Source organism: Mycobacterium sp. (assembly GCF_035499775.1).
Taxonomy (GTDB): domain Bacteria; phylum Actinomycetota; class Actinomycetes; order Mycobacteriales; family Mycobacteriaceae; genus Mycobacterium.
In genome coordinates, this window is record NZ_DATJYB010000014.1 from 1 (window position 1) to 23,706 (window position 23,706).

Sequence of the window (23,706 nt, forward strand, 5' to 3'; positions counted from 1 at the left end):
CCCCATGACGCAGTACGCGCCGCCGTAGGCCTTGCGCGTGATCACCGTGATCTTGGGGACGGTCGCCTCGCCGTAGGCGAACAGCAGCTTGGCCCCGCGCCGGATGATGCCGTTGTATTCCTGGCCGGTGCCCGGCAGGAACCCCGGGACATCCACGAACATGAGGATCGGGATGTTGTAGCAGTCGCAGGTCCGCACGAACCGGGCCGCCTTCTCCGAGGCGTTGATGTCCAGGCAGCCGGCGAAGTGGGTGGGCTGGTTGGCCACGATCCCCACTGGCCGGCCGTCGATGCGGCCGAACCCGACGACGATGTTGCGGGCGTAACCCGATTGGACCTCGAGGAACTCGTCCTCGTCGAGGATGCGGGTGATCACCTCGTGCATGTCGTAGGGCTGGTTGGGCGAGTCCGGGATCAGCGTGTCCAGCTCGAGGTCTTCGTCGGTGAGGTTGTCCTCGATGGCGCCCTCGGGGACCGGCTCGGCGTAGCGCGGCGGATCGGTGAAGTTGTTGGGCGGCAGGTAGCTGAGCAGGTCGCGGACCCAGTCGAAGGCATCCTGCTCGCCGGAGGCGACGTAGTGCAGCGTGCCCGACTTCTCCATGTGGGTGTGCGCGCCGCCGAGCTCCTCCATCGTGACGTCCTCACCGGTCACGGTCTTGATGACGTCGGGCCCGGTGATGAACATCTGGCTGGTCTGGTCGACCATGATCACGAAGTCGGTCAGGGCCGGGGAGTACACGTGGCCGCCGGCGGCGGCGCCCATGATCAGCGAAATCTGCGGCACGACGCCGGAGGCCAGGATGTTGTTGCGGAAGATCCGGCTGTACAGACCCAGCGAGACGACGCCCTCCTGGATGCGCGCGCCCGCGCCGTCGTTGATGCCGATGAGCGGACGGCCGGTCTTGATCGCCAGCTCCTGCACCTTGACGATCTTCTCGCCGTACACCTCGCCGAGGCTGCCACCGAACACAGTGGCGTCCTGGCTGAAGATGCACACGTCGCGGCCGTCGATAGTGCCGTAGCCGGTGACCACGCCGTCACCCACCGGGCGGTTGGCCTCCAGGCCGAAGTTGGTGCTGCGGTGTTTGGCGAGCGCGTCGAGTTCGACGAACGAGTCCTCGTCCAGCAGGGCGTAGATTCGCTCGCGGGCGGTCAGCTTGCCCTTGGCGTGCACCTTCTCGACTGCGGCCTCGCCGACCGGATGCAGCGACTCTTCCCGGCGCTTGTGCAGTTCGGCCAGCTTGCCCGCGGTGGTGTGGATGTCGATGACGTGCTCGGTGGAGCGCTCTGCCGAGTGAGAGTGGTCGGTAACGCTAGTCATGGGAGTCGATGTTATCGGCAGTGCCCGCGGCGCTTTGTAGGCTGGCCGGGTGACCGACCGCGATCAGCTCAGACCAGCGCTGTACGCCTTGGACGTGGAAGCATTGCGCGCCTCTGCGATCGATGCCGGTTGGCGGCACCTCGACGTCGTCGCACAGACCGGCTCCACCAACGCCGATCTGCTGGCACGTGCCACTTCCGGCGCCGACATCGGCGGCGCGGTGCTGCTCGCCGAGCACCAGACCGCCGGGCGGGGGCGTCAGGGCCGCGGCTGGTCGGCCTCGCCGCGCGCCCAGATCACCATGTCGGTCGGTGTCGCCGTCGCGGATGTCCCGGTCGCCGCGTGGGGCTGGCTGACGCTGGCGACCGGGGTGGCGGTAGTGGACACGGTGGCCCCCCTGCTCGAAGCCGGCGGGGTCCGCGCCGGCCTGAAGTGGCCCAACGACGTGCTGGCCGGTGGCGGCAAGCTGGCGGGCATTCTGGCCGAGGTATCGCGTCCGTATGTGGTGATCGGGCTGGGTCTCAATGTCAGCCAGGCCCCGGACGGGATCGAGGGAGCCACCTCGCTGCACGGCCTGGGCGTGACGGCGCCGGACCGCGGCGGCCTGGCCGCCACGCTGTTGGCCGGGCTCGCGGCGCGGATCGCCGGGTGGCGGGCCGCCCGCGGGGCCGATCCGCAACTGGCGGCCGATTACCGGTCGCGCAGCCTCACCCTGGGCACCAGGGTGCGTGCGGAACTGCCCGGTGGCGGCCAGGTCGTCGGCACCGCGAGCGATATCGACGACCGGGGCCGGCTGTGTATCCAAACCGACACCCGAACCGTCACCGTCTCGGCCGGCGACGTCGTGCATTTGCGTTAGCCTTCCCAGGTGGGCTATCCGGAGAATGTCCTGGCCAAAGGCGAGCAGGTGGTCCTGCACAACCATCCGCACTGGAAACGGCTGATCTGGCCGGTCCTGGTGGTGATCTTCGGGACCGGACTGGCCGTGTTCGCGGTTGCCGTCGTCAAGGCGCAGCATTGGCCTAACCTCGCCACCAACGTGGTCTGCGGAGTGATCGGGCTGGTCTGGCTGGTGATGGTCGGCTGGCTGACGCTGTGGCCGTTCCTGAGCTGGCTGACCACGAATTTCGTCGTCACCAACCGGCGGGTGATGTACCGGCACGGGGTGCTGACCCGCACCGGGATCGACATCCCGCTGGGGCGGATCAACAGCGTGGAATTCCGGGACAAGGTGTCGGAACGGATGTTTCGCACCGGGACGCTGATTATCGAGTCGGCGTCACAGGATCCGTTGGAGTTCTACGACATTCCGCGATTACGTGAGGTGCATTCGCTGCTTTATCACGAAGTCTTCGACACCGGGTCGCCCGAGTCGCCCAGCTGAGCCAGCCGGTTCGCCCGCCGGTTGCGCCAGGCGCGCAACAGGGTCACATTGCCGTCTTCGTAGCCGTCGATCGCGTCCTCGAAGACCTCCGCGATGCCGCCGGCGGTGAGGGCGGATTCCAGTGCCTTCTCCGGGTTGCGGGCGAACTTGTCGGGGAACACCCAGCGGCGGAACGCCCAGAAGCGGAACGCCATCTGCAGCAGGTTGCCGATGATGTAGGCCGAGATGAAGTCGGCGATGTTCTCCACGGTCAGCGACACCATCGGTTCCCGCAGCTGCAGGATGTAGCTGGAGACCCACAGCGGCGCCATGCTCAGCAGCACCCCCACCCCGCTGAACGCGAAGAACAGCAGCGCCTCGTGATGGCGCTCGCGCCCGCCGCGGTCACGGAAGCTCCACTCCCGGTTCAGGATGTAGGAGGCGATGACCGCGACGATGCCGGAAATTACTTTGGCGGTTACCGGCTTGGGCTCGAGAATCGTCAGCTTCAGCGTGTAGAAAATCGCCGAGTCGATGATGAATGTGGTGCCGCCGACGATGGCGAATTTGATCAGCTCATGGTGGCGCAGGGCAAACGGTTGGATTACCCCGGGAAGGCGCGCAATTGTGGCATCGGCAAAGGACACAGCACGCCAGTCTACGGATTGACACAAAAACGACGCAAAATCGTACATAACGATTTGGTCCCAGAGCCGCTAAACACGCCGGTCAAACCCCATGACACCATGATGGCCGTGCCGAGTACACGAACGCCGCTGGTGGCGATGGTCGGCGGCGGCCAACTTGCCCGGATGACCCACCAGGCGGCGATAGCGCTGGGGCAGACCCTGCGGGTGCTGGCAACCGCCGCCGACGAACCCGCCGCGCAGGTCACCCCCGAGGTGGTGATCGGGTCGCACACCGATCTGGAGGACCTGCGCCGGGTAGCTGCCGGCGCCGACGTCCTGACCTTCGACCACGAGCACGTGCCGACTGAACTGCTGGACAAGCTGGTCGCTGAAGGCGTCACGGTGGCGCCGCCGCCGCAAGCGCTGGTGCACGCCCAGGACAAGCTGGTCATGCGGCAGCGTTTGGAAGCCCTCGGCGCGCCGGTGCCGCGCTACGCCGGTGTCGAGCGCCTCGCCGACCTGGACGCATTCGCACAGCATGTGGACGGTCCGCTGGTGGTCAAGGCGGTCCGTGGGGGTTACGACGGGCGGGGCGTGCGAATGGCCCGCGACGTGGCGCACGCCCGCGAGGTGGCCGGCGAATACCTGGCCGCCGGGGTGCCGGTACTGGTCGAGGAGCGGGTGCAGCTGCGCCGCGAATTGTCGGCGCTGGTGGCGCGGTCGTCGTTCGGTCAGGGCGCGGCGTGGCCGGTCGTGGAGACGGTGCAGCGCGACGGGATCTGTGTACTGGTGATCGCGCCGGCTCCGGCGCTGTCCGACGACGCGGCGGCCTCCGCATCCCAGCTGGCGCTGCGGTTGGCGGCCGAACTGGGCGTCGTCGGCGTGCTGGCCGTCGAGCTGTTCGAGACCACCGACGGCGCGCTGCTGGTCAACGAGCTCGCGATGCGGCCGCACAACTCCGGACACTGGACCATGGACGGCGCGCGCACCAGCCAGTTCGAGCAACATCTGCGCGCGGTGCTGGATTACCCGCTCGGCGAGACCGAGGCCGTCGTCCCGGTGACGGTGATGGGCAACGTGCTGGGTGCGGCCCACGCTCCGGCCATGCCTTCGATGTCGATGGACGAGCGGCTGCACCACCTGTTCGCGCGGATGCCCGACGCCCGGGTTCACCTCTACGGCAAGGCCGAGCGCCCCGGCCGCAAGATCGGGCACGTCAACTTTCTCGGTCAGGATGCCGACAAGCTGCGTGAACGTGCCGAACGGGCGGCACACTGGTTGTCAGACGCGCAGTGGACGGACGGATGGGATCCACATGACTCGAATGCCGGTTGAACCGCCCCGGGTCGGGGTGATCATGGGCAGCGACAGCGACTGGTCGGTGATGGCCGACGCCGCGAAGGCACTCGCCGAGTTCGACGTCCCTGCCGAGGTTCGGGTCGTCTCGGCGCATCGCACCCCCGCGGTGATGTTCGACTACGCCCGCGGCGCCGCCGACCGCGGCATCGAGGTGATCATCGCCGGTGCGGGCGGTGCCGCGCACCTGCCCGGGATGGTCGCCGCCGCGACGCCGCTGCCGGTGATCGGGGTGCCGGTGCCGCTGGCCCGGCTGGACGGCCTGGATTCCCTGCTGTCGATCGTGCAGATGCCGGCCGGTGTTCCGGTGGCCACGGTGTCCATCGGCGGCGCCCGCAACGCCGGCCTGTTGGCGGTGCGGATCCTCGGATCCTCCGACCCGCAACTGCGGGCCCGGGTCGTCGCATTCCAGGATCAGCTGGCCGAGACCGTGCGGGCCAAGGATGCGGCGCTGCAGCAGCTTCAGGATAAAGTCACCGGTCAGTAATAAGCCGGCAGAGTGCAAGGAGACCAAGATGGCTGGATGGGCCGGGCACCCCGAGTTCGACGTGTTCAAGCTGCCCGAGGAGCACGACGAACTGCGGGCCGCGATCCGCGCGCTGGCGGAAAAAGAGATCGCTCCGTACGCCGCCGAGGTGGACGAGACACCCCGGTTCCCCGACGAGGCGCTCGCGGCGTTGAATGCGTCGGGTTTCAACGCCGTACATGTCCCGGAGGAATACGACGGCCAGGGCGCGGACTCGGTTGCCGCCTGCATCGTGATCGAAGAAGTGGCGCGCGTCGACGCCTCCGCGTCGTTGATCCCGGCGGTGAACAAGCTCGGCACGATGGGCCTGATCCTGCGCGGCTCCGAAGAGCTGAAGAAGCAGGTGCTGCCGACGCTCGCCAACGACGGGGCGATGGCGTCCTACGCACTGAGCGAGCGCGAAGCCGGCAGTGACGCGGGCTCGATGCGGACCCGGGCCAAGGCCGACGGCGACGACTGGATTCTCAACGGCGCCAAGTGCTGGATCACCAACGGCGGCAAGTCGACCTGGTACACCGTGATGGCGGTGACCGAGCCGGACCGCGGCGCCAACGGCATCTCGGCGTTCATGGTGCACAAGGACGACGAGGGATTCAGTGTCGGCCCGAAAGAAAAGAAACTCGGCATCAAGGGCTCACCGACCACCGAGCTCTACTTCGAGAACTGCCGCGTCCCGGGCGACCGGATCATCGGCGAGCCGGGCACCGGCTTCAAGACCGCGCTGGCCACGCTGGACCACACCCGTCCCACCATCGGCGCTCAGGCCGTCGGTATCGCCCAGGGAGCGCTCGACGCCGCCATTGCTTACACCAAGGACCGCAAGCAGTTCGGCGAGTCGATCAGCACCTTCCAGGCCGTGCAATTCATGCTGGCCGACATGGCGATGAAAGTGGAGGCGGCGCGGCTGATGGTCTACACCGCCGCCGCGCGGGCCGAACGCGGTGAGTCGAATCTGGGCTTCATCTCGGCCGCGTCGAAGTGCTTCGCCTCCGACGTCGCGATGGAGGTCACCACCGACGCCGTGCAACTGTTCGGCGGCGCCGGCTACACCGTTGACTTCCCGGTCGAGCGGATGATGCGCGACGCCAAGATCACCCAGATCTACGAGGGCACCAACCAGATCCAGCGGGTGGTCATGTCGCGGGCATTGCTGCGCTGATTTGCCGCTGATACCCGCGAGTAGTTTCACCAACGAGGCGAAAAGCACAGCCAGACCGCCTACGATCCACGCTTAAGGCTTTAGGACCAAGGCCGCGCAATTGGCAACCAGTCGGGCTGGCCAGACCACGTGTTTTGGGGCACGCGCACGGCCCGCATCGGTACACCCGCTGTGGTCGTCAGGCGTTTGCAAGGGTTCTACCTGCGGCCGAGGGGGGTATGACGTGAAGGACGTGGTCGCGCGCGTGCACCCCACGGGTGACCGGGAATTGATGCCTGTGCGAGGTCCAGTTGCCCAGGCTGCGAGTCGGCAGTCACTGTCGTTGCTTCTGGTCGAGGACGACCGGGCCGACGCTCTGCTCGTCGAAGACCTGATCGCCGACGCCGTCGCCGATATCCGCGTGGTTTGGGCGCAGTCGATGGCCCACGCCGAGCGCGAGCTCGCCTCGGCCCGGCCTGATTGCGTGCTGCTGGACCTGCATCTGCCCGACGCCAACGGCATCGACGCCCTGGACCGCATCGCCAAGTACGACGCCACCGTTCCGATCGTCGTGCTGACCGGGCTGAACGACGAGTACTTCGGGGTGTCCGCCGTCGCGGCCGGTGCGCAGGACTACCTGGTCAAGGGGCGTGTCGAACCCGACATGCTGCGGCGTGCGCTGCTGTACGCGATCGAGCGCAAGCGCGCCGAGCTGATTGCCGCCGACCTGCACGCAAGCCAGCTGCGGGCCCGGGAGAATGCGCTGCTCGAGCGCGGCCTGCTGCCGTCCCCGCTGCTGCTGGAGAACCCGGGCGTCGAGATCGTCGCCCGATATCGCCCGAGCCGCGAGGACGCCCTGCTGTGCGGGGACTTCTACGACGTAGTGCAGACGCCCGACCGGACCGTCCACGTCCTGATCGGCGACGTCGCCGGCCACGGGCCCGACGAGGCGGCCCTGGGCGCCGCGCTGCGGATAGCCTGGCGCGCGCTCACGCTTGCCGGTGTTCACGGAGCCGACCTGATGGGGCAGCTGGAGCGGGTACTGGACGCCGAACGCGCGGGCAAGGGGATCTTCGCGACGGTGCTCACGCTGGCCATCCCGCCTGGTCCGGTCGGCCCGGGCCGACCCATCACCGCGATCCGCGCCGGCCACCCGGGGATGTTGCTGCACGGCCCCGGCGCCCTGGGCACGGTGGATTGGATCGAGCCGCCGGGGGGGCCGGCGCTGGGCCTGCATGCCGGGGACTGGCCGCAGTACGAGATCGATTTGCCGTCCGGTCACGGGCTGTTGCTGCTCACCGACGGGCTGTTCGAGGGGTATTCGGGACACGGCACGCAGCGACTCGGCGAGGACGGTCTGCTCGCGCTGGCCCGCTCGCACGCCGGCTTGCCCGGTCCGGCGTTCGTCGACGCGCTGATCGACGGGGCGCAGGAACGGGCCCAGGCACTGGGCGGGCTCACCGACGACATAGCGGTGCTGCGCGTGCAGCGGACCGCGAGGTGAGCCCCAAGTTCACACCGCTGCGGGATCTACAGCTGACCGTGCGGGGATGGCAATTCGTGGTGCTGTTCAGCATGGGGGTGCTGGTGCTGATCGGTGCGGGGGTCGGCACGGTGTTGCTGCATCGCACCGACGAGGTCTCGCGCGAGCTGAACGACGATATCTCGCCGGCGCGCATCGCCGCGGTCCAGTTGCAGGCGGCGCTGCGCGACCAGGAAACCGGCGTCCGTGGTTACCTGATCTCCGCCGATCGCCAGTTCCTGACGCCGTATTACGAAGGGCAGGAAGCCGAACACGCGGCGGCCCAAGTGATCCGGCAGCACCTGGCACAGCGCCCCGAAGCCATCGCTGATCTGGATGCGATCGAGACGGCCGCCGCCGACTGGCGGAAAAACTATGCCGATCCGGTCATCTCGAGCGTGCAGCCGAAGGCCCCCAATGTCGTGGGCAGCGAGACGGCAGAACGCGGCAAGGCCGAATTCGACCATCTGCGACAGCTTTTCGACTTACAGAACACGCACCTGGTCGCGGTCCGCGCGCATGCCATCGCCGAGGTCGAACACATCGATGACTGGCGGGACCGGGTGCTGCTGGCGATGGTGCTGGTTTTCTGTATCACCGCGACCCTGCTGGGTCTGCTGACCCGGCGCGCGGTCACCCTTCCCCTGCTCGCCCTGGCTTCGGCGTGCCGGCGGATCACCGAGGGAAACTTCGGTGAGAGCATCACACCCCCGCGGCGGCCGAAAGACATTCGAGCCATGGCCATTGACGTCGAGAACATGCGCCAGCGCATCGTCAGCGAGCTCGAGGTGTCGCGGTTGGCGCGTGCGCAATTGGACGAACAGGCGGCCGAATTGCGACGTTCCAACGCCGAACTCGAGCAGTTCGCCTATGTCGCGTCGCACGATCTGCAGGAACCGCTGCGCAAGGTCACCTCGTTCTGCCAGCTGCTCGAGAAGCGCTACGGCGACCAGCTCGACGAGCGCGCTTCCGAATACATCGGATACGCGGTCGACGGCGCCAAACGCATGCAGGTGCTGATCAACGACCTGCTCAGCTTCTCCCGGGCCGGCCGGCTGGGCACCATGCGCACCGAGGTCGACCTCGACGCCCCGCTGGACGCCGCGTTGGCCAATCTTGCCGTCGCGATCGAGGAGTCCGGCGCTGAAATAGTCCGCCCGGCCGAGCCGCTGCCGCGCATCATGGGCGACCCCACCTTGCTGACGATGTTGTGGCAGAACCTGATCGGCAACGCGGTGAAGTTCCGGAATGAAGATCGCCCGCCCCGCGCCGTCATCGAGTGCCGGCGACGTGCCGGCGACTGGCTGGTCAGTATGTCGGACAACGGGATCGGCATCGCACCGGAGTTCACCGAAAAGGTGTTCGTCATCTTTCAGCGCCTGCACGGCCGCGACGCGTACGGGGGAACCGGTATGGGTCTCGCGCTGTGCAAGAAAATCGTCGAGCACCACGGCGGCACTATCTGGATCGACACGTCCTACACCGGCGGAACCCGATTCGAATTCACCCTCCCCATCGAAGGGCTCAATGCTGAGCCGGTGGGCGCGATCACTGAAGGAGCACGCGAATGACACCGGCCGGCCGAGCGATCGACATCCTGCTCGTCGAAGACGACCCGGGCGACGAGCTCATTACCCGGGAAGCGTTCGAGCACAACAAACTCAAGAACAGGCTGCATGTCGCGCACGACGGGGAGGAGGGCCTGAACTACCTTTACCGGCGCGGTCAATACCAGGATGCGCCGCGGCCCGACCTCATCCTGCTCGATCTGAACCTGCCGAAATACGATGGCCGGCAACTGCTCGAGAAGATCAAGTCCGACCCGGACCTGTCCCGCATTCCGGTCGTCGTGCTCACCACCTCCTCGGCCGAGGAGGACATCCTGCGCAGCTACGAACTGCACGCCAACGCCTACGTCACCAAGCCGGTCGACCTCGACCAATTCATCAGCGCAGTACGGCAGATCGACGAGTTCTTCCTTCAGGTCGTCCGTCTTCCGCAGGGCTGAGCCTATTGCGACCTATTGCGCACCGGCGGGCTCGACGGGGCGCACCAGGCCGTCCTGATCGACCTCGTACACGTGGGCCGTCGAGATGTCGAAGAACATGCCGTAGATCCTCAATGCGCCGGATTCCTTCGCGCCGGCCAAGATCGGGTTGGCGGCCAGCCTTTCCATCTGCACGACCACGTTGACGATGCTCAGCTGGTCGGCCTCGCTGACGCCGTCGGCGCTCCCGCGTGCCGGATGGTCATTCTGGAACGCGTCGAGGCTCTCGTGTGCGTGTTCCAGCCACTGGCCCGTAGCCGTCTGATCCGTGGCACCGGCAAGCAGTGCGTCCATCGCGCGGCACGACGAATGTCCGCACACCACAACTGAAGTCACACCGAGGTGGTTGAACGCGACATCGAGTGCGGCGTCGACCGATCGGTCGGCTCCATCGGCCGGTACCAGGTTGCCTACGTTGCGGACGATATAGAGCTCACCGGGCCCGCTGGCGGTGATCACGTCGGGCAGAATCCGCGAGTCGGCACACGTGATGAACACCGCAGTCGGTGTCGGCGTATCGGTCAGCTCGGCAAGCCGCGGATACAGCTCGTCGCGACCGTTGCGGTGGTACTGGTCGACCCCGTCCAGAATGGAGGGCCCGGCATCGTGGTGCTCACCGTTCTGCGATGCCCGCGAAACCGCGTCCTTCGGGGGGCGTTGGTAATGACGTTTGGGCCGGCTGGTGTGCGCGTGGTGCAGCGTCGCCGGCGACCTCTCGACAATGACGACGACTCCGCCCGTCGCCTCATGACTCCGTCGCCAATCGGAAATGGCCTCCGACACCGCCTCGTCGATGTAATCCGCGTTGAGCGTGAGCCGCACATGAGACCCCGGCGGCACGTTGGACAGCACCTGGGTCAGGCGGGGCAGCAGCAGGAAGCTGAGCGTGCCGTCTATGTCGATCCGCCAGTTCTTGGCCTCGCCGTCGCCGTACGGCCGGGCCTCGATGGGTGCGCGGACCAACCGCGTCAGCAACATGAATATCGCGACAGCCAGGCCAAGAGCCACGCCTTCGAGGAGGTTGAGGAACACCACGCACACGATGGTGATCGAATAGATTGCGAAATTGCCGGTGCGCCAAGCGAGCTTGATGTGCGCCAGCTTGATGAGCTGGATACCGATCACGATGAGCAGGCCGGCCAGCGCCGCCTTGGGAATGAGTTCCACCAGTCCGGTCAGCAGCGACGCGAACAGCAGGATCCATACCCCGTGCAGCACCGCCGACGTCCGGGTGCGTGCACCGGCGGCCACGTTGGTGGAGCTGCGCACGATGACCCCGGTAACCGGCAGCCCGCCGAGCAGGCCGGACAACATGTTCGCACTGCCCTGCCCGATCATCTCGCGGTTGAAGTTCGCCCGCGGACCGTTGTGCAGCTTGTCGACCGCCACCGCCGACAGCAGCGACTCGACACTGGCGATCAGGGCGACCGTGATGATTCCCACCGCCACACCACTGACCTCGTGCATCCACGGCGCTCCGCCGGGGGCCGTAGCGGGCAGATGCGGCAGGCCGACGGCCTTGAAGAAGTCGCCCTTGAGGTTGATCCGGTCGACTTCTTCCAGGTGTGCAACTTCGGCCACCGCGGTCGCCACCACGATGGCCACCAGCGCACCGGGGATGAACCGGATCTTGGCCGGCAGCTTCGGCCATAACAGCAGAATGCCGATGACGATCCCGCCGACGATCACTTCGTTCAGCTCATGGTTCATGATGCCGTTGGGCAGCGCCTTGATGTTCTCCCACGCAGAGCTGCGGGATTTACCACCCATCAGGACATGGACCTGCTGCAGAACGATGGTGACGCCGATGCCCGCCAGCATGGCGTGCACCACGACGGGGGCGACGCCCAAGGCCGCGCGCGCCACCTTGACCACCCCGAACAGGATCTGGATGGCTCCTGCGCAGATGGTGATGATGCAGGTCATCGCCCAGCCGAAGTCGGCGATCAGACCGGCCACCACGACGGTGAGGCCCGCGGCCGGGCCGCTGACCTGAAGTGCCGAGCCGCCGACGGAACCGGCCACGATGCCGCCCACCACGGCGGCGATCAAACCGCCCATCAGCGGAGCCCCGGAGGCGATGGCGATCCCCAGCGACAGGGGCAGGGCCACCAGGAAGACTACGAGCGACGCGGGAAGGTCGTGCCGCAAATTCCGCAGCAATGGTCCGGAATCGAGATGGCGCATCGCATCATTCTGAATGTCCTATGAATGCCACGCCTAGTGGTGAGCGCTTCACATAGAACTTACAAAGATTCCAAATGCCGACGGGCGAGCCAGCTAATCATCCGTCCCATGATGATCAGCAGTAACAGGAAAGTTATGAGTAGGAAGGCCGCATCATATGAGAGGTCTTGGGCGGATTTCGAAGGCAGGTTATAGAACGTCCAGATCGGATAGGTCAGGTAACCGACCGGCGAGTGGGTGAGTTGCCCGGTCGGCGGCGAATCCGACCAGCCTGCCGTGTACAGCATCGGCGCCGTCTCACTGATCGCCAGTGCCAGCGCCACCAGCATCCCGGTGACGATCCCGGGCAGCGCCGGCTTCAGCACGATCCTGCGCAGGGTCCAACCGAAAGGCAGCCCGAGCGCCGCCGCCCCTTCCCGGTAGGACGTGGGCACCGCGGAAAGCGCGGACTCGGTGGCCTTGGTGATGTACGGAATGCTCATGACCGACAGCACCAGCACCCCGGCCGCCAGGGAAAACCCCCAGTCGAAGTCCACCACGAGCGCGATATAGCCGACGTAGCCGAGCACGATGGACGGGATACCGGACAGCGCCTCATAGGCGCCGCGCAGGATCGAACGCATTCTGCCGGTGGCGAATTCACACAAGTAGATCCCGGCCAGCACGCTCACGGTGCCGGACACCAGCATCACCCCGAGCCCGAGCACCACGGTTCCGACGATGGCGTTGCGCAGGCCGCCCGGGCTGTCCTGAGTCAGCACGTGAAAATGGAACACCGGTAACGCGCGGCCGACCACTCCGATCAGCATCCACAACGTGGGGCCGACCACGACCGCCAGACAGCCGAGGCAGGCCGCCCAGAACAGCGCGTCGGCCAGCTTGCGCCGAGTGCCGATCGATCTCATGACGCACCCACCTCAGACACCGCGCCCGACCGGCAGCGCGGTGCCCGAGGACCGGCGCACCAGCGCGCGGGCCGCCACGTTGGTCAGCAAGGTGATCACCATCAGCACCAGGCTCACCTCGGCCAGCGTCTTGATCGCGAAGTTAGTGGAGTCGGTCAGCGCCGAATCCAGCTGCGACACCACGGTGGCGGCGATGGTGGTCATCGTCGAGTAGATGTTGGCGGGCAGCGCGCCCAACTCCGCCCCGGACACCATGGCGACAGCCATCGTCTCGCCCAGCGCGCGTCCCAGGCCCAGCACGACGGCACCGACGATGCCGCTGGACACCCACGGCAGGGTGACCCTGCGGGCACACTCCCAGTCGGACATCCCCAGCGCGACGGCACCCTCCCGGGGCAGCAGCGGCACCTGCCGCAGCAGGTCGCGGGTGGTGCTGGCGATGATCGGAATGATCATCACCGCGAGCACCAGGCCGGACACCAACATTCCCTCGCCGTTGCCGGTGTTGCCGCGGAAGTAGTTGAGCAGCGGCACATCTGGTGTGTTGCGGGCGATTGCGGGGGCGATGTGGTGGGCGATGAAAGGCCCGAACGTCATCGCGCCCCACAGGCCGACCACGACACTGGGGATGCCGGCGAGCAGTTCGAGCACCATGCCGACCGCCGAGGCCAGACGCTTGGGCAACCGTTCCACGATCGCCAGGGCGGCTCCGATGGACACCGGCACCGCGACGACGAGGGCGATCGCAGAGCTGGCCAGGGTGCCGACGATCAGCGGCAGCGCCCCGTACTCGGCGCCGACCGGATGGGCGACGCCGTGGCTGACCACCGTCTCGCCGTAGGTGTTGCCCGGGTTCCATCGGACGCCGGTGAAGAAATGCAGCCCGTTCACCCGGACCGCGCCGACCGCCTCGATGACGAGCACCGCCAGTACGAACACCACCGCGAGCAGCGGCACCACCGCGCTGAACCGACCCGCCCAGCGGACCGCGCGGCCCTCGTCGCCGACCCGCGCCGCGGAGGGCCCGGCGCGCAAAGTGAGGGTCACCGCAACCCGCTCAGCCGGTGATCGTGGCGATCTGGGCGTCGGACAGCTTCGCCACCGCGGCGGGCAGCGGCTGCATGTGTTGGGAGTTCAAGAAGGAGGGGCTGCTGCCGTCGGTCACGGCCCAGTGCAGAAAGGCCTGGATGGTCTGTGCGGTGGCGCCGTCCTTCTGAGCGCTGTAGACGACGGCGTACTCGTAGTTGACGATCGGATAGCCGTCCGGCGCGGGACCGTTGATCAGTGAGATCACCTCGTTCGCCGGGGTCTGCGCGGCGAAGCTGGCGGCCTCGGCGCCGATGCTTTGCGGGTCGGGCAGCAGGTAGTTGCCGGACGCGTTGCCCAACTGGGCCAGACCCAGTCCCTTCTGGCCGGCCTGGTCCAGGTAGCTGGTGCCGATGTAGGCGACGCAGCCGGGGGTCTGGGCGCAGCCGGTCACCATGCCGCCGGCGCCGTTCTCGCCCAGGGCGCCGGGAACCGCGGGGAAGTCGACGGTGGTGCCGAAGCCCGGCGACTTGCCCCAGCCGTCGGGGTCCTGCTTCGACAGATATTGGGTGAACACGAACGTGTCGCCGGCGCCGTCGGACCGGTGCAGCGGAACCACCGGGGTGGGCGGCAAGTTGACCCCCGGGTTGAGGGCAGCGAGCTGCGGGTCGTTCCAGGTTTTGATCTTGCCCTGATACATGGCCGCCAACACCTTGCCGTTCAGCCTGAGGTGCTCGCTGACACCGGGCAGGTTGTAGTTGATCTGCTCGGCGGCCACGGCCAACGCGACGTTCATCAGCCCCTTGTGTGCCGACATGTCGCCGCTGGACAGGTACGCACCGGAGGCGCCGATGTTGACCGCCCCGGCGGCGGCCTGGGAGATACCGGCACCTGACCCGGTGGCTCCGGTCGTGATCGTGACGTTCGGGTATTTCGAGTGGTAGGCCGGAACCCACTGATTCATCAGCGGATACAGCTCCGTGGCACCGGTCTCCGACAACGCCACGTTGGACGTCGCGGGGGTGGCGGCGGGGTTGCCGGCGGGGGCCGCTCCGGAACGCCCCGCTCCGCTTGATGGATGGCCGCAGGCCGATGCGACCAGTGCAACCGAGAACACCGGCACCATAACCCCCAGCGCACGCAGACGAATTTTCATTGTTCGCTCACCCTTCTCGGCCCCCGATTGGTTCTCCTGCGGTCTCCGAAAAATCCCGAGACGTAACGGACGGTTTCCGCATGCTTTGGCGACAGGAACAGCTGCTCGCTCGGCCCTTCCTCGACGAGCCTGCCGTCGAAGAAAAGGGCGGTCCGGTCACCGAGCCGGGCGGCTTGGGCCAGATCGTGCGTCACCATGATCACGGTGAGCCGATTGGCGAGCGAACGGATGAGCTCCCCGATCTTTTCTGTCGTGGTCGGGTCCAGCGACGAGGTGGCCTCGTCGAGCAACAGCACCTCGGGGTTGACCGCGAGCGCCCTGGCCAGGCACAGCAACTGCTGCTGACCGCCGGAGAGCCGGAACGGCGAATCGCCGAGACGATCCTTGACCGCATCCCAGAGGCCGACCTCGGTGAGCCGGGCCGCGGCGACCGTCTTGAATTCTTTGCGCGGCACCATTTTGTGCGCGCGCAGCCCAGCAATGACATTGTCGATAATTGACATGGGAAACGGATTTGGCCGCTGGAACACCATGCCGACCGTCCGGCGAAATTCCATGAGGTCACGATTTGTGAAGATGCTGTGTCCGCCCAACTGCACATCACCGGTGTAGCGGTATCCGGAAACCTTGTCGTTCATCCGATTGAGGGTGCGCAGGAACGTCGTCTTACCCGAACCCGTCGGTCCCAGCAAGCACGTCACCGCACGCGGGGAAAAGTTCAGATTCACTTGTTCGAGAACGGTTTTGGGGCCAAAGCCGAGGGTGAGGTTTACCGCCGCCATGACCGGGGTATCGACATCGGCAGTACCGATACCGGACTCGGCGCCGAGCTGTTCGGGGCTGATCAACACCCCATAAAGCTACGTCGCCAAAGCGCATTCGGGGCCACGCGAAGTAATGCTCTGCATATGTTCAAAGGCACTACTAATCGGGTGCTTAGATTCACAGTTCGTGCTAATCGGACACTGATCCAGTGCTTATCTTGAACGGCGTTCATAAGCTTCTGCCCATTTCCAAAGGCGCCGCTAATCGTGCACCCATATTCGGGGGCTTGTATGTGGACTGGTTCGCGTGTTCTTTCCGGGCAGGAGTTCCGAGTGAAACTCAACCGATCTGGCGCCGTGGTGGGTCTGCTTGCCGTCGGCGCGGTGGTGCTGTCGGGATGCGGTTCGGCCACCCACGCCTCGTCGTCCGGGCCCAGCGCGGCGCCGGCTGCGGTGCAGTGTGGCGGCACCAGGCAACTCAAGGCCAGCGGCGCGACCGCGCAAGAGAACGCGATAGAACAATTCGTTTACGCCTACGTCCGTGCCTGCCCTGGCTACACGCTCGACTACAACGCCAACGGCTCCGGCGCCGGGGTGACCGACTTTCTCAACAACGTCACCGCTCTGGCGGGTTCCGGTGATCCGTTGAACCCATCCAAAGGCCAGGTAGACCGCGCGGCGCAGCGGTGCGGTTCGCCGGCCTGGGACCTGCCGGCGGTGTTCGAACCGATCGCGGTCACCTACAACCTCAACGGCGTGAACTCGCTGAAACTTGACGGGCCCACCCTCGCCAAGATCTTCAACGGCGGCGTCACCAGGTGGGACGACCCGGCCATCAAAGCGCTCAACCCGAGCACCGCGTTGCCCTCGACGCCCATTCGCGTGTTCTTCCGCAGCGACCAGTCCGCCGACACTTCCAACTTCGAGCAATACCTCGACGTCGCGTCCAACGGTGGGTGGGGCAAAGGCGTCGGCCAGACCTTCGGCGGGGGTGTCGGTGACGGCGCGGTGGGGGACAACGGGACGTCGGCGGCCGTGCAGAGCACCGAGGGGTCGATCACCTACAACGAGTGGTCCTTCGGAGTCGGCAGGCAGTTGAGCATGGCCGAGATCGTCACGTCAGCCGGCCCGGATGCGGTATCGATCACCACCGACTCGGTCGCCAAGACGATCGCGGGCGCCCGGATCACCGGGCAGGGCAACGACCTGGTGGTGGACACGTCGTCGTTCTACAAGCCGACGCAGGCCGGCGCCTACCCGATCGTGGAGGCGACCTACGAGATCGTGTGCTCGAAGTACCCGGATTCCGCGACCGGGGCGGCGGTAAGGGCGTTCATGCAGGCCGCGATCGGTCCGGGCCAGGCCGGTTTGGACCAGTACGGGTCGATTCCGCTGCCTGCCTCGTTCCAATCGCGAGTCGCCGCAGCGGTGAACGCGATCTCGTGAGTAGTCCCGGTAAGCCTGGGTGGAGGGAGCGGCGACGATGAACGATGCGGACTTGGCTTCGCGGGCCGGGACGCGTTTCGGGCCTTATCAGCTGGTGCAGTTGCTGGGGCGCGGCGGCATGGGCGAGGTGTATCGAGCCGAGGACACCCGAAAGCGCCGGGTGGTGGCGTTGAAGCTGATCTCGCCGGAGTTCTCCAGCGACTCGGTGTTCCGCGCGCGGATGCAACGCGAGGCCGATACCGCGGGCAGGCTGACCGAGCCGCACATAGTGCCGATCCACGACTACGGCGAGATCGACGGACAGTTCTTCGTGGAGATGCGGCTGATCGACGGTGCCTCGTTGCGCTCGATCTTGCGGCACTACGGTCCGCTGCCGCCGGCCCGCACGGTGGCAATTGTGCGCCAGATCGCCGCCGCGCTGGACGCCGCGCACTCGAACGGCGTGACGCACCGCGACGTCAAACCGGAAAACATCCTGATCGGCGGCAATGACTTCGCGTATCTGGTGGATTTCGGCATCGCCCGGGCGACCACCGACCCTGGGCTGACCCAGACCGGGACGGCCGTCGGAACCTACAACTACATGGCCCCGGAGCGGTTCAGGGGCGACCGGGTCACCTATCGCGCCGATATCTACGCGCTGGCCTGTGTGTTGGGCGAGTGCTTGACCGGGGCGCCGCCGTACCAGTCCGACAGCGTCGAACGGCTGATCGCCGCGCATCTGCTCGAGCCGGTGCCTTTGCCCAGCCGGCAGCTGCGCCCCGGCATGCTTCCAGTGGCCTTGGACCAGGTGCTGGCCAGGGGCATGGCCAAGAACCCCGAACAGCGCTATCGCACCGCCGGTGAGCTGGCCGCGGCCGCCCACGACGCGCTCACCGCCAACGCCTACGGTCCCGGTTCCACCGGGGCGGTCGAAACAATGGCCCGTCCGGTGCCTCCGGTGTATCCGGTCGGTCCGGCACCGGAGTTCAGGCGCGACGCGCCCCTTGCGGCTCCGAGGCCCGGCCGGAAACGCAAGCGGTGGATCGTCGCCGGCGCGGCCGCGGTGCTGATCTTCTCCGCGATCGGGGTCACCGGCTACCTGGGCACGCGGCCGTCGTCGGCATCGTCGGCGAAGCCGGCATCCGGACAGACGGTGCTGCCGTTCAACGGCATCGACTTCCGCCTGTCGCCCGGCGGGGTGGCGCTGGACAAAGCCGGCGACGTGTTCGTCACCAGCGAAGGCATGTATGGGCGGGTGGTGGAGTTGCCGGCGGGGTCGAGCACCGCGACCGTGCTTCCGTTCAGCGGCCTTTACCAGCCTCAGGGACTGGCCGTGGACAACGCCGGCGCGGTGTACGTCGCCGATTTCAACAACCGGGTGGTCAAGCTGGCGGCCGGGTCGAACCACCAGACCGTGCTGCCGTTCACCGGCCTGAACTACCCCGAAGGGGTCGCGGTGGACGGCCAGGGCAACGTCTATGTCGCCGACCGGGGTAACAACCGGGTGTTGAAGGTAGCGGCCGGGTCGAACACCCAGACCGTGCTGCCGTTCACCGGCCTCAAGAACCCGGACGGCGTGGCGGTGGACCCGGCCGGCAACGTCTACGTCACCGACACCGACAACAGCAGGGTGCTGGAGTTGGCGGCCGGGTCGAACACCCAGACCGTGCTGCCGTTCACCGGCGTCAGTGTGCCCTGGGGCATCGCGGTGGACAGCGCCGGCACCGTCTACGTCACGGAGCACGACAGCAGTCAGGTGATGCGATTGCCGTCCGGGTCGAACACTCCGACCCCGTTGCCGCTCACCGGACTCAACACCCCGTTGGGCGTCACGGTGGACAACGCCGGAAACGTCTACGTCGCCGACCGCGGCAACGACCGGACGGTCAAGCTGGCTCCGTGACAAACATGTCGTTGTGCTGGCCGAGGGCCGGCGGGGGATCGGTGGCGACGGCGTCGAAGCTGGCATAACGGGCCGGTGTCCGGACCACGGTGATGGCGTCATCACCGCTGCCGACCGCGAGGGCGAGGTCGTTCTCGGCGAACAGCGGCGTGCCGACGACCTGTTTCCAGCTGTAGGGCAGACAGGCCATCAGGCCGCCGTCCTGCAGCAGCTCCACCCATTCGGCCGCGGTCTTGGCGGCCAGTGCCGCCTCCAGTTCGTCGGTCAACTCGGGGTAGTTGACAGCCCGCGCCCGCTGGTCGACGAACCGCTCGTCGTCGAGCAAGTCGGGCCGGCCGATGATCTGGCACAGCTTGGCCCAGTGCTTGGGTACATACGCGCTGATCAGGAGGTATCCGTCGGCGGCCCGGAAGGCGTCGGAGGGCTGGGTGGCAAACCCAACGCCCTTGCGTTTCTTGACATTCGGCGCGGCGGCCGGCTTGGGCTGATCGGTGCTCGGCTTGTTCAGATGCATGGTCAGCTGGTTGGCCTGCAACCCCACCGCGACGTCGTACATCGCGACCCGGACCACGTCGGCCACCCCGTGGCGCTCCCGGTTGAGCAGCGCGGCCAGCACCGCCTCGGCCAGCACGTGGCCGCTGGCGTTGTCGACGAGCTGGAACGGGATGATCTGCGGCTTGCCGTCGGGCGTGGGCATGCCGGTGGTCATGCCCGCCTCGGCGGCGACCATCAGGTCCACACCCGGGCGGGTGCTGTTCGGGCCGTTGCCGCCGAAGGCCGACAGGCGTGCGTAGATCAGCTTCGGGTTGCGCGACTGCAGATCCTCGGGGCCCAGGCCCATGCGCTCCATGACCCCCGGCCGGAACCCCTCCAGCACCACGTCGGCGGTGTCGGCCAGGCGCAGTATCTGCTGCTTGGCCTCGTCGTTGGTCAGGTCCACAGCGACCGACTTCTTGCCCCGGTTGTTGGGCAGGAAGTAGGTGGCCAGCGGGGGTCGCCCGGGCAGGACCGCGGTGATGTGCCGGGCCGCCTCACCGCCGGGCGCCTCGATCTTGATGACTTCGGCGCCCAGGTCGGCCAGCACCTGACCGGCCAGCGGTCCGGCGACGTTCTGGGTGAAGTCGAGTACCCGGAACCCGTCAAGTGGCTTGTGTGGCATCGAACCGGGTCTCCTTATTTCGTGTGCAGTACCGCGGTGCAGTAGTAGTTGAGGACGAAGGGGATGTCTTCCTCGGCGTGGGCGTCGACGTCGTAGACGGGATGCGCGGGCAATCCGATATCGGCCAACAACTGATTCAGCGTCGCGCGAACCGTGTGCCAGCCGCGCTCCTCGAGGTAGCCCGCCACGTCGTTGCGCTGGCCGGGGAAGCCCAGGTTCTCCAGCGCAACGTCCAGACCGTGCTCCTGCCACTTCAGCGTCGCGGCGTTCAAGGCCTGCTGGTTGGCGTCGGAACCCAGGAAGATCTCGGCGACCAGCCGACTGCCGTCGGCGCTCAGCGCGGTGATGTTGTCCAGCAGCCGGTCTTGCGCGTCCGGGGGCAAGAACCCCAATAGGCCCTCGGCGGCCCACGCGGTGGGTTGCCCGGCGTCGAACCCAACCTGTCCGAGCGCCGCCGGCCAATCGTGGCGCAGGTCGATCCGGACGGCGCGGACGTCGGCGGTCGGCTCGGCACCCAGCTCGGCGATCGTTGCGATCTTGAAGTCGATGACCTCAGGCTGGTCGATCTCGAACACCGTCATTCCCGGCGCCCAGGGCAGCCGATAGGCGCGCGCGTCCAGGCCGGCGGCCAGGATGACGGCCTGGCGGATGCCGGCCGCGGCCGCGTCGGCGAAGAACGCATCGATGTAGCGGGTGCGCGCGGCCAGGACGTCGGTCATGCGTTGCATGCCCCACGGCGCACCGGCAATGTCGACCTCGGCGGAGTCGAGTTCGCCGGCGGCCCACCGGGTGAAGAAGTCGATGCCGACGGCGCGCACCAGCGGTTCGGCGAACGGGTCGTCGATCAGCCCCGCCCTGGTGGCCCGGGCGCGCCCGGCGGCCACCATGGTGGCGGTGGCTCCCACGCTGCTCGCCAGGTCCCAAGTGTCGTTGTCGGTCCGCGTCATCTTGTCGTTCTCCATCCGTCGCGTGCTACTGATTAGATAGATTAACGACACGCGTAATCGCGGTTGTCACCAAACCGTGCCCCGGATCAGATTGCCGAGTTCCGAGCGCGCGCGCCGTCTCGCCTTTACCATCGTGGGATGTCGACGGCGGCTACCTCTGACCCCGTGGGCCTCGACGCCTGCTGCGACGGATCCGCCCACGCCGCGCAGGCGTCGGTCACACGTGACACCGGGTGGCAGCGCAGCGCGCGGTGGGCACACCGGCTGGCCTGGGTGAGCCTGGTCGTGATGCTTGCCGAGGGCGCTATCGGGCTGTGGCAGGGGCTGGCGGTCGGATCGGTCGCGTTGACCGGGTGGGCTTTGGGGAGCGCGCCCGAGGGGCTGGCCAGCGCGATGGTGGTCTGGCGCTTCAGCGGCACGCGCACCCACTGCGAGAAGTCCGAGCGACGGGCCCAGCGCGGTGTCGCTTTCTCGTTCTGGCTGACGGCGCCGTACATAGCCGCCGAGTCCATTCACCATCTGGCCGAGGGCAAGCACGCCGAGACCTCGGTGATCGGCATCGGATTGACGGCGTTGGCTTTGGTGCTGATGCCGACACTGGGCTGGGTCAAGCACAAACTGGCCGCGCGCCTGGACTCCGGCGCAACGCATGGGGAAGGCACCCAGAACTACCTGTGTGCAGGCCAGGCCGCCGGGGTGCTGGCCGGTCTCGCCATCACCGCCATGTGGCCGGGCGCCTGGTGGATCGACCCGGCGATCGGGCTTGCCATTGCTTGCGTCGCGGTCTGGTCGGGCGTCCGAGCGTGGCGCGGACTGGACTGCGGCTGCTGAAGATTGCCGGCATGTGTACGACAATGCCGTACAATATCGGTACGATATTGTGGTACCGATAAGGAGTGCGACACATGGCGATCAGCGCGAGTGAGGCCAGGCAGCGCCTCTTCCCGCTGCTCGAACAGGTCAACACCGACCACGAACCCGTGCGCATCACCTCCAAAGCCGGAGATGCCGTGCTGATGTCGGCCGACGACTACGACTCGTGGCAAGAAACGGTCTACCTACTGCGTTCGCCCGAGAATGCGCGCCGACTCATGGAGGCGGTCGCCCGAGACAAAGCCAGCTCCCCGGGCCAGCGCACCACCTCGCTCGAAGAACTCCAGGAGATGGCCGGCGGCCAGGAGTGAGGGGCGTCAACTTCGATCCCGACGCCTGGGAGGACTTTTTGTTCTGGTTGGGCTCCGACCGTAAGACGGCCCGGCGGATTACCAGGCTGATCGGAGAAATCCAGCGCGACCCGTTCACCGGGATCGGAAAACCCGAACCGCTCAGGGGGGGACTCTCCGGCTACTGGTCGCGGCGGATCGATGACGAGCACCGCCTCGTGTACCGCGCGGACGACAACGAGGTCAAGATCCTCAAAGCCACGTACCACTACTGATCCTGCGGCGCGAAGCCTTCGGCAAGGTGCCCCAGGCCAGGCGGTAGTGGTTGACAGCCGCGCGACGGGATCGTCGGCGTAGTTGGCGGGCAACACCTTCAAGGCCACCGGCGCTGAGCGCCTGATACCCCTGGCCGTGGCCGGAAAACAGCGCCGCAACGGCAGCTGACACCTCGTCCTGTGCGGCGGCCATGATCCCCGTCGTCGGGACCGCGGCGGCTGCGTTTGCCGCGCTCAGCGTCGTCCCGATGCCGGCCAGATCAGTTGCGGCCGAACCCAAGAACTCCGGCACTGCGATTACAAACGACATGTGACACCTCCCAATGCGTTACATGGCCCTGCCATCGCGTGATCGCCGTCGACGCGGTGAGCACAGTGCACCATAGTGAGGGACCCGACGTGTCGGGTTTGTTCAATGTCGTTTGCTGTGATCGTCCGGGCGACCGGCTTATCGGCTCAGTCCAACCGATAGCGGATCAGCCGGGAGCTGTTGGCGACCACCGCCACCGACGACGCGTTGTGCAGGATCGCCGCCAGCACCGGGGACAACGCTCCACCGGCTCCGATCAGTAGCCCGGCCGCGTTGACGGCGATGGACATGCCGTAGTTCTCCCGGATCACGTCGACCGCCCGCTCGCCCAGATCCCGCACGTCCAGCAGCCGGTGTAGATCGTCGTTGGCCAGCGCCACGTCGGCGGTCTCGACGGCGACGTCGGTTCCGGCCAGTCCCATGGCGATCCCGATGTCGGCGGCCGCCAGCGCCGGCGCGTCGTTGATGCCGTCGCCGACCATCCCCACGACGTAACCGTCGTCCTGCAGCTCGCGCACCACCTCGAGCTTGTCCTCGGGCATCACCTCGGCGCGCCATTCGTCGATACCCAGCTCCTCGGCG

General features: G+C 67.0%; 23 protein-coding genes and 1 pseudogene. 13 read left to right on the plus strand and 11 right to left on the minus strand.

Annotated elements, in window-relative coordinates:
• The coding region (locus VML93_RS00545; RefSeq protein WP_325606556.1) for an acyl-CoA carboxylase subunit beta at positions 1-1,320 on the minus strand (1,320 nt) is incomplete at its 3' end.
• 49 nt (positions 1,321-1,369) lie between these two features.
• On the opposite strand from VML93_RS00545, the gene VML93_RS00550 reads away from it, so the two are divergent.
• Together VML93_RS00550 and VML93_RS00555 are read left to right on the plus strand one after the other, a co-directional pair.
• Positions 1,370-2,179, plus strand: coding sequence for a biotin--[acetyl-CoA-carboxylase] ligase (locus VML93_RS00550; protein WP_325606559.1), 810 nt, complete (start codon positions 1,370-1,372; stop codon positions 2,177-2,179).
• Between the two features lie 9 nt (positions 2,180-2,188).
• Positions 2,189-2,704 (plus strand): PH domain-containing protein, encoded by a 516-nt coding sequence (locus tag VML93_RS00555; protein WP_325606563.1) that lies wholly within the window; start codon positions 2,189-2,191, stop codon positions 2,702-2,704.
• On the opposite strand, the gene VML93_RS00560 is transcribed toward VML93_RS00555, so the two are convergent.
• Positions 2,662-3,330 carry a GtrA family protein gene (locus VML93_RS00560; protein WP_325606568.1) on the minus strand — a complete coding sequence of 223 codons (669 nt, stop codon included), beginning with the start codon at positions 3,328-3,330 and terminating at the stop codon, positions 2,662-2,664. The genes VML93_RS00555 and VML93_RS00560 overlap by 43 nt on opposite strands.
• A 99-nt stretch (positions 3,331-3,429) precedes the next feature.
• Here VML93_RS00560 and VML93_RS00565 point away from each other — a divergent pair, with 99 nt between their 5' ends.
• From VML93_RS00565 to VML93_RS00590, 6 genes are all read left to right on the plus strand, one after another.
• Positions 3,430-4,647 (plus strand): 5-(carboxyamino)imidazole ribonucleotide synthase, encoded by a 1,218-nt coding sequence (locus VML93_RS00565; protein WP_325606570.1) that lies wholly within the window; start codon positions 3,430-3,432, stop codon positions 4,645-4,647.
• The gene (gene purE / locus VML93_RS00570; RefSeq protein ID WP_325606572.1) at positions 4,637-5,155 is read left to right on the plus strand and encodes a 5-(carboxyamino)imidazole ribonucleotide mutase; all 519 of its coding nucleotides are present in this window, start codon (positions 4,637-4,639) and stop codon (positions 5,153-5,155) included. Before VML93_RS00565 ends, purE begins: the two co-directional genes overlap by 11 nt.
• Before the next feature lie 28 nt (positions 5,156-5,183).
• On the plus strand, positions 5,184-6,353 hold the full coding sequence (locus VML93_RS00575; RefSeq protein ID WP_325606574.1) for an acyl-CoA dehydrogenase: 1,170 nt from the start codon (positions 5,184-5,186) through the stop codon (positions 6,351-6,353).
• A gap of 271 nt (positions 6,354-6,624) precedes the next feature.
• Entirely contained in the window at positions 6,625-7,836 is a 1,212-nt protein-coding gene (locus VML93_RS00580) for a PP2C family protein-serine/threonine phosphatase (RefSeq protein WP_414686251.1), read from the plus strand.
• Between the two features lie 71 nt (positions 7,837-7,907).
• Positions 7,908-9,425, plus strand: coding sequence for a sensor histidine kinase (locus VML93_RS00585; RefSeq protein WP_325606602.1), 1,518 nt, complete (start codon positions 7,908-7,910; stop codon positions 9,423-9,425).
• Positions 9,422-9,862: a response regulator gene (locus tag VML93_RS00590; RefSeq protein ID WP_325606576.1), complete on the plus strand. Its 441-nt coding sequence runs from the start codon at positions 9,422-9,424 to the stop codon at positions 9,860-9,862. The genes VML93_RS00585 and VML93_RS00590 overlap by 4 nt, the downstream gene beginning before the upstream one ends.
• A gap of 12 nt (positions 9,863-9,874) precedes the next feature.
• On the opposite strand, the gene VML93_RS00595 is transcribed toward VML93_RS00590, so the two are convergent.
• The 5 genes from VML93_RS00595 to VML93_RS00615 are packed head-to-tail and all read right to left on the minus strand — an operon-like array spanning position 9,875 to position 16,020.
• Entirely contained in the window at positions 9,875-12,088 is a 2,214-nt protein-coding gene (locus VML93_RS00595; RefSeq protein WP_325606578.1) for a bifunctional SulP family inorganic anion transporter/carbonic anhydrase, read from the minus strand.
• A gap of 59 nt (positions 12,089-12,147) precedes the next feature.
• Positions 12,148-12,993: a PstA family ABC transporter permease gene (locus VML93_RS00600; RefSeq protein ID WP_325606581.1), complete on the minus strand. Its 846-nt coding sequence runs from the start codon at positions 12,991-12,993 to the stop codon at positions 12,148-12,150.
• Positions 12,994-13,005: 12 nt separating this feature from the next.
• Positions 13,006-14,028 (minus strand): phosphate ABC transporter permease subunit PstC, encoded by a 1,023-nt coding sequence (gene pstC, locus VML93_RS00605; RefSeq protein WP_325606604.1) that lies wholly within the window; start codon positions 14,026-14,028, stop codon positions 13,006-13,008.
• A 22-nt stretch (positions 14,029-14,050) separates the two neighbouring features.
• On the minus strand, positions 14,051-15,175 hold the full coding sequence (gene pstS / locus VML93_RS00610) for a phosphate ABC transporter substrate-binding protein PstS (protein ID WP_325606583.1): 1,125 nt from the start codon (positions 15,173-15,175) through the stop codon (positions 14,051-14,053).
• Positions 15,172-16,020, minus strand: a complete 849-nt coding sequence (locus VML93_RS00615) for an ATP-binding cassette domain-containing protein (RefSeq protein WP_325606606.1) — start codon at positions 16,018-16,020, stop codon at positions 15,172-15,174. Before VML93_RS00615 ends, pstS (VML93_RS00610) begins: the two co-directional genes overlap by 4 nt.
• A 252-nt stretch (positions 16,021-16,272) precedes the next feature.
• Here VML93_RS00615 and pstS (VML93_RS00620) point away from each other — a divergent pair, with 252 nt between their 5' ends.
• On the plus strand, positions 16,273-17,385 hold the full coding sequence (gene pstS / locus VML93_RS00620; protein WP_325606586.1) for a phosphate ABC transporter substrate-binding protein PstS: 1,113 nt from the start codon (positions 16,273-16,275) through the stop codon (positions 17,383-17,385).
• Between the two features lie 37 nt (positions 17,386-17,422).
• The gene (locus tag VML93_RS00625; RefSeq protein ID WP_325606588.1) at positions 17,423-19,270 is read left to right on the plus strand and encodes a serine/threonine-protein kinase PknD; all 1,848 of its coding nucleotides are present in this window, start codon (positions 17,423-17,425) and stop codon (positions 19,268-19,270) included.
• Here VML93_RS00625 and VML93_RS00630 read toward each other — a convergent pair.
• Both VML93_RS00630 and VML93_RS00635 read right to left on the minus strand, forming a co-directional pair.
• Complete coding sequence (locus VML93_RS00630) at positions 19,254-20,429, minus strand: CoA transferase (protein WP_325606590.1); 1,176 nt, start codon at positions 20,427-20,429, stop codon at positions 19,254-19,256. The two genes, VML93_RS00625 and VML93_RS00630, sit on opposite strands and share 17 nt — an antisense overlap.
• A 14-nt stretch (positions 20,430-20,443) precedes the next feature.
• Complete coding sequence (locus VML93_RS00635; RefSeq protein ID WP_325606609.1) at positions 20,444-21,376, minus strand: class I SAM-dependent methyltransferase; 933 nt, start codon at positions 21,374-21,376, stop codon at positions 20,444-20,446.
• A 138-nt stretch (positions 21,377-21,514) separates the two neighbouring features.
• On the opposite strand from VML93_RS00635, the gene VML93_RS00640 reads away from it, so the two are divergent.
• From VML93_RS00640 to VML93_RS00650, 3 genes are all read left to right on the plus strand, one after another.
• Positions 21,515-22,207, plus strand: a complete 693-nt coding sequence (locus VML93_RS00640; protein WP_325606592.1) for a cation transporter — start codon at positions 21,515-21,517, stop codon at positions 22,205-22,207.
• A gap of 74 nt (positions 22,208-22,281) precedes the next feature.
• Positions 22,282-22,560 (plus strand): type II toxin-antitoxin system Phd/YefM family antitoxin, encoded by a 279-nt coding sequence (locus VML93_RS00645; RefSeq protein ID WP_325606594.1) that lies wholly within the window; start codon positions 22,282-22,284, stop codon positions 22,558-22,560.
• A complete protein-coding gene (locus tag VML93_RS00650) occupies positions 22,557-22,814 on the plus strand; it encodes a Txe/YoeB family addiction module toxin (protein ID WP_325606596.1) in 258 nt (85 codons plus the stop codon). The genes VML93_RS00645 and VML93_RS00650 overlap by 4 nt, the downstream gene beginning before the upstream one ends.
• A 109-nt stretch (positions 22,815-22,923) precedes the next feature.
• On the opposite strand, the pseudogene VML93_RS00655 reads toward VML93_RS00650, so the two are convergent.
• Together VML93_RS00655 and VML93_RS00660 are read right to left on the minus strand one after the other, a co-directional pair.
• A pseudogene (locus VML93_RS00655) lies at positions 22,924-23,124 on the minus strand (PE family protein); the annotation flags it as partial.
• 146 nt (positions 23,125-23,270) lie between these two features.
• Positions 23,271-23,706 (minus strand): HAD-IC family P-type ATPase (locus tag VML93_RS00660; RefSeq protein WP_325606598.1); only part of this gene is annotated, 436 nt, incomplete at its 5' end.

What these genes read in the sequence shown, in the direction of transcription:
- VML93_RS00630 (WP_325606590.1), bottom strand. Translation starts at nt 20,429, where the DNA reads ATGCCACACAAGCCACTTGACGGGTTCCGGGTACTCGACTTCACCCAG.
- VML93_RS00565 (WP_325606570.1), top strand. Translation starts at nt 3,430, where the DNA reads ATGATGGCCGTGCCGAGTACACGAACGCCGCTGGTGGCGATGGTCGGC.
- VML93_RS00625 (WP_325606588.1), top strand. Translation starts at nt 17,423, where the DNA reads ATGAACGATGCGGACTTGGCTTCGCGGGCCGGGACGCGTTTCGGGCCT.
- pstS (WP_325606583.1), bottom strand. Translation starts at nt 15,175, where the DNA reads ATGAAAATTCGTCTGCGTGCGCTGGGGGTTATGGTGCCGGTGTTCTCG.
- VML93_RS00580 (WP_414686251.1), top strand. Translation starts at nt 6,625, where the DNA reads ATGCCTGTGCGAGGTCCAGTTGCCCAGGCTGCGAGTCGGCAGTCACTG.
- VML93_RS00585 (WP_325606602.1), top strand. Translation starts at nt 7,908, where the DNA reads ATGGGGGTGCTGGTGCTGATCGGTGCGGGGGTCGGCACGGTGTTGCTG.
- VML93_RS00595 (WP_325606578.1), bottom strand. Translation starts at nt 12,088, where the DNA reads ATGCGCCATCTCGATTCCGGACCATTGCTGCGGAATTTGCGGCACGAC.
- VML93_RS00600 (WP_325606581.1), bottom strand. Translation starts at nt 12,993, where the DNA reads ATGAGATCGATCGGCACTCGGCGCAAGCTGGCCGACGCGCTGTTCTGG.
- VML93_RS00645 (WP_325606594.1), top strand. Translation starts at nt 22,282, where the DNA reads ATGGCGATCAGCGCGAGTGAGGCCAGGCAGCGCCTCTTCCCGCTGCTC.
- VML93_RS00590 (WP_325606576.1), top strand. Translation starts at nt 9,422, where the DNA reads ATGACACCGGCCGGCCGAGCGATCGACATCCTGCTCGTCGAAGACGAC.
- VML93_RS00575 (WP_325606574.1), top strand. Translation starts at nt 5,184, where the DNA reads ATGGCTGGATGGGCCGGGCACCCCGAGTTCGACGTGTTCAAGCTGCCC.
- VML93_RS00635 (WP_325606609.1), bottom strand. Translation starts at nt 21,376, where the DNA reads ATGACGCGGACCGACAACGACACTTGGGACCTGGCGAGCAGCGTGGGA.
- purE (WP_325606572.1), top strand. Translation starts at nt 4,637, where the DNA reads ATGCCGGTTGAACCGCCCCGGGTCGGGGTGATCATGGGCAGCGACAGC.
- VML93_RS00640 (WP_325606592.1), top strand. Translation starts at nt 21,515, where the DNA reads ATGTCGACGGCGGCTACCTCTGACCCCGTGGGCCTCGACGCCTGCTGC.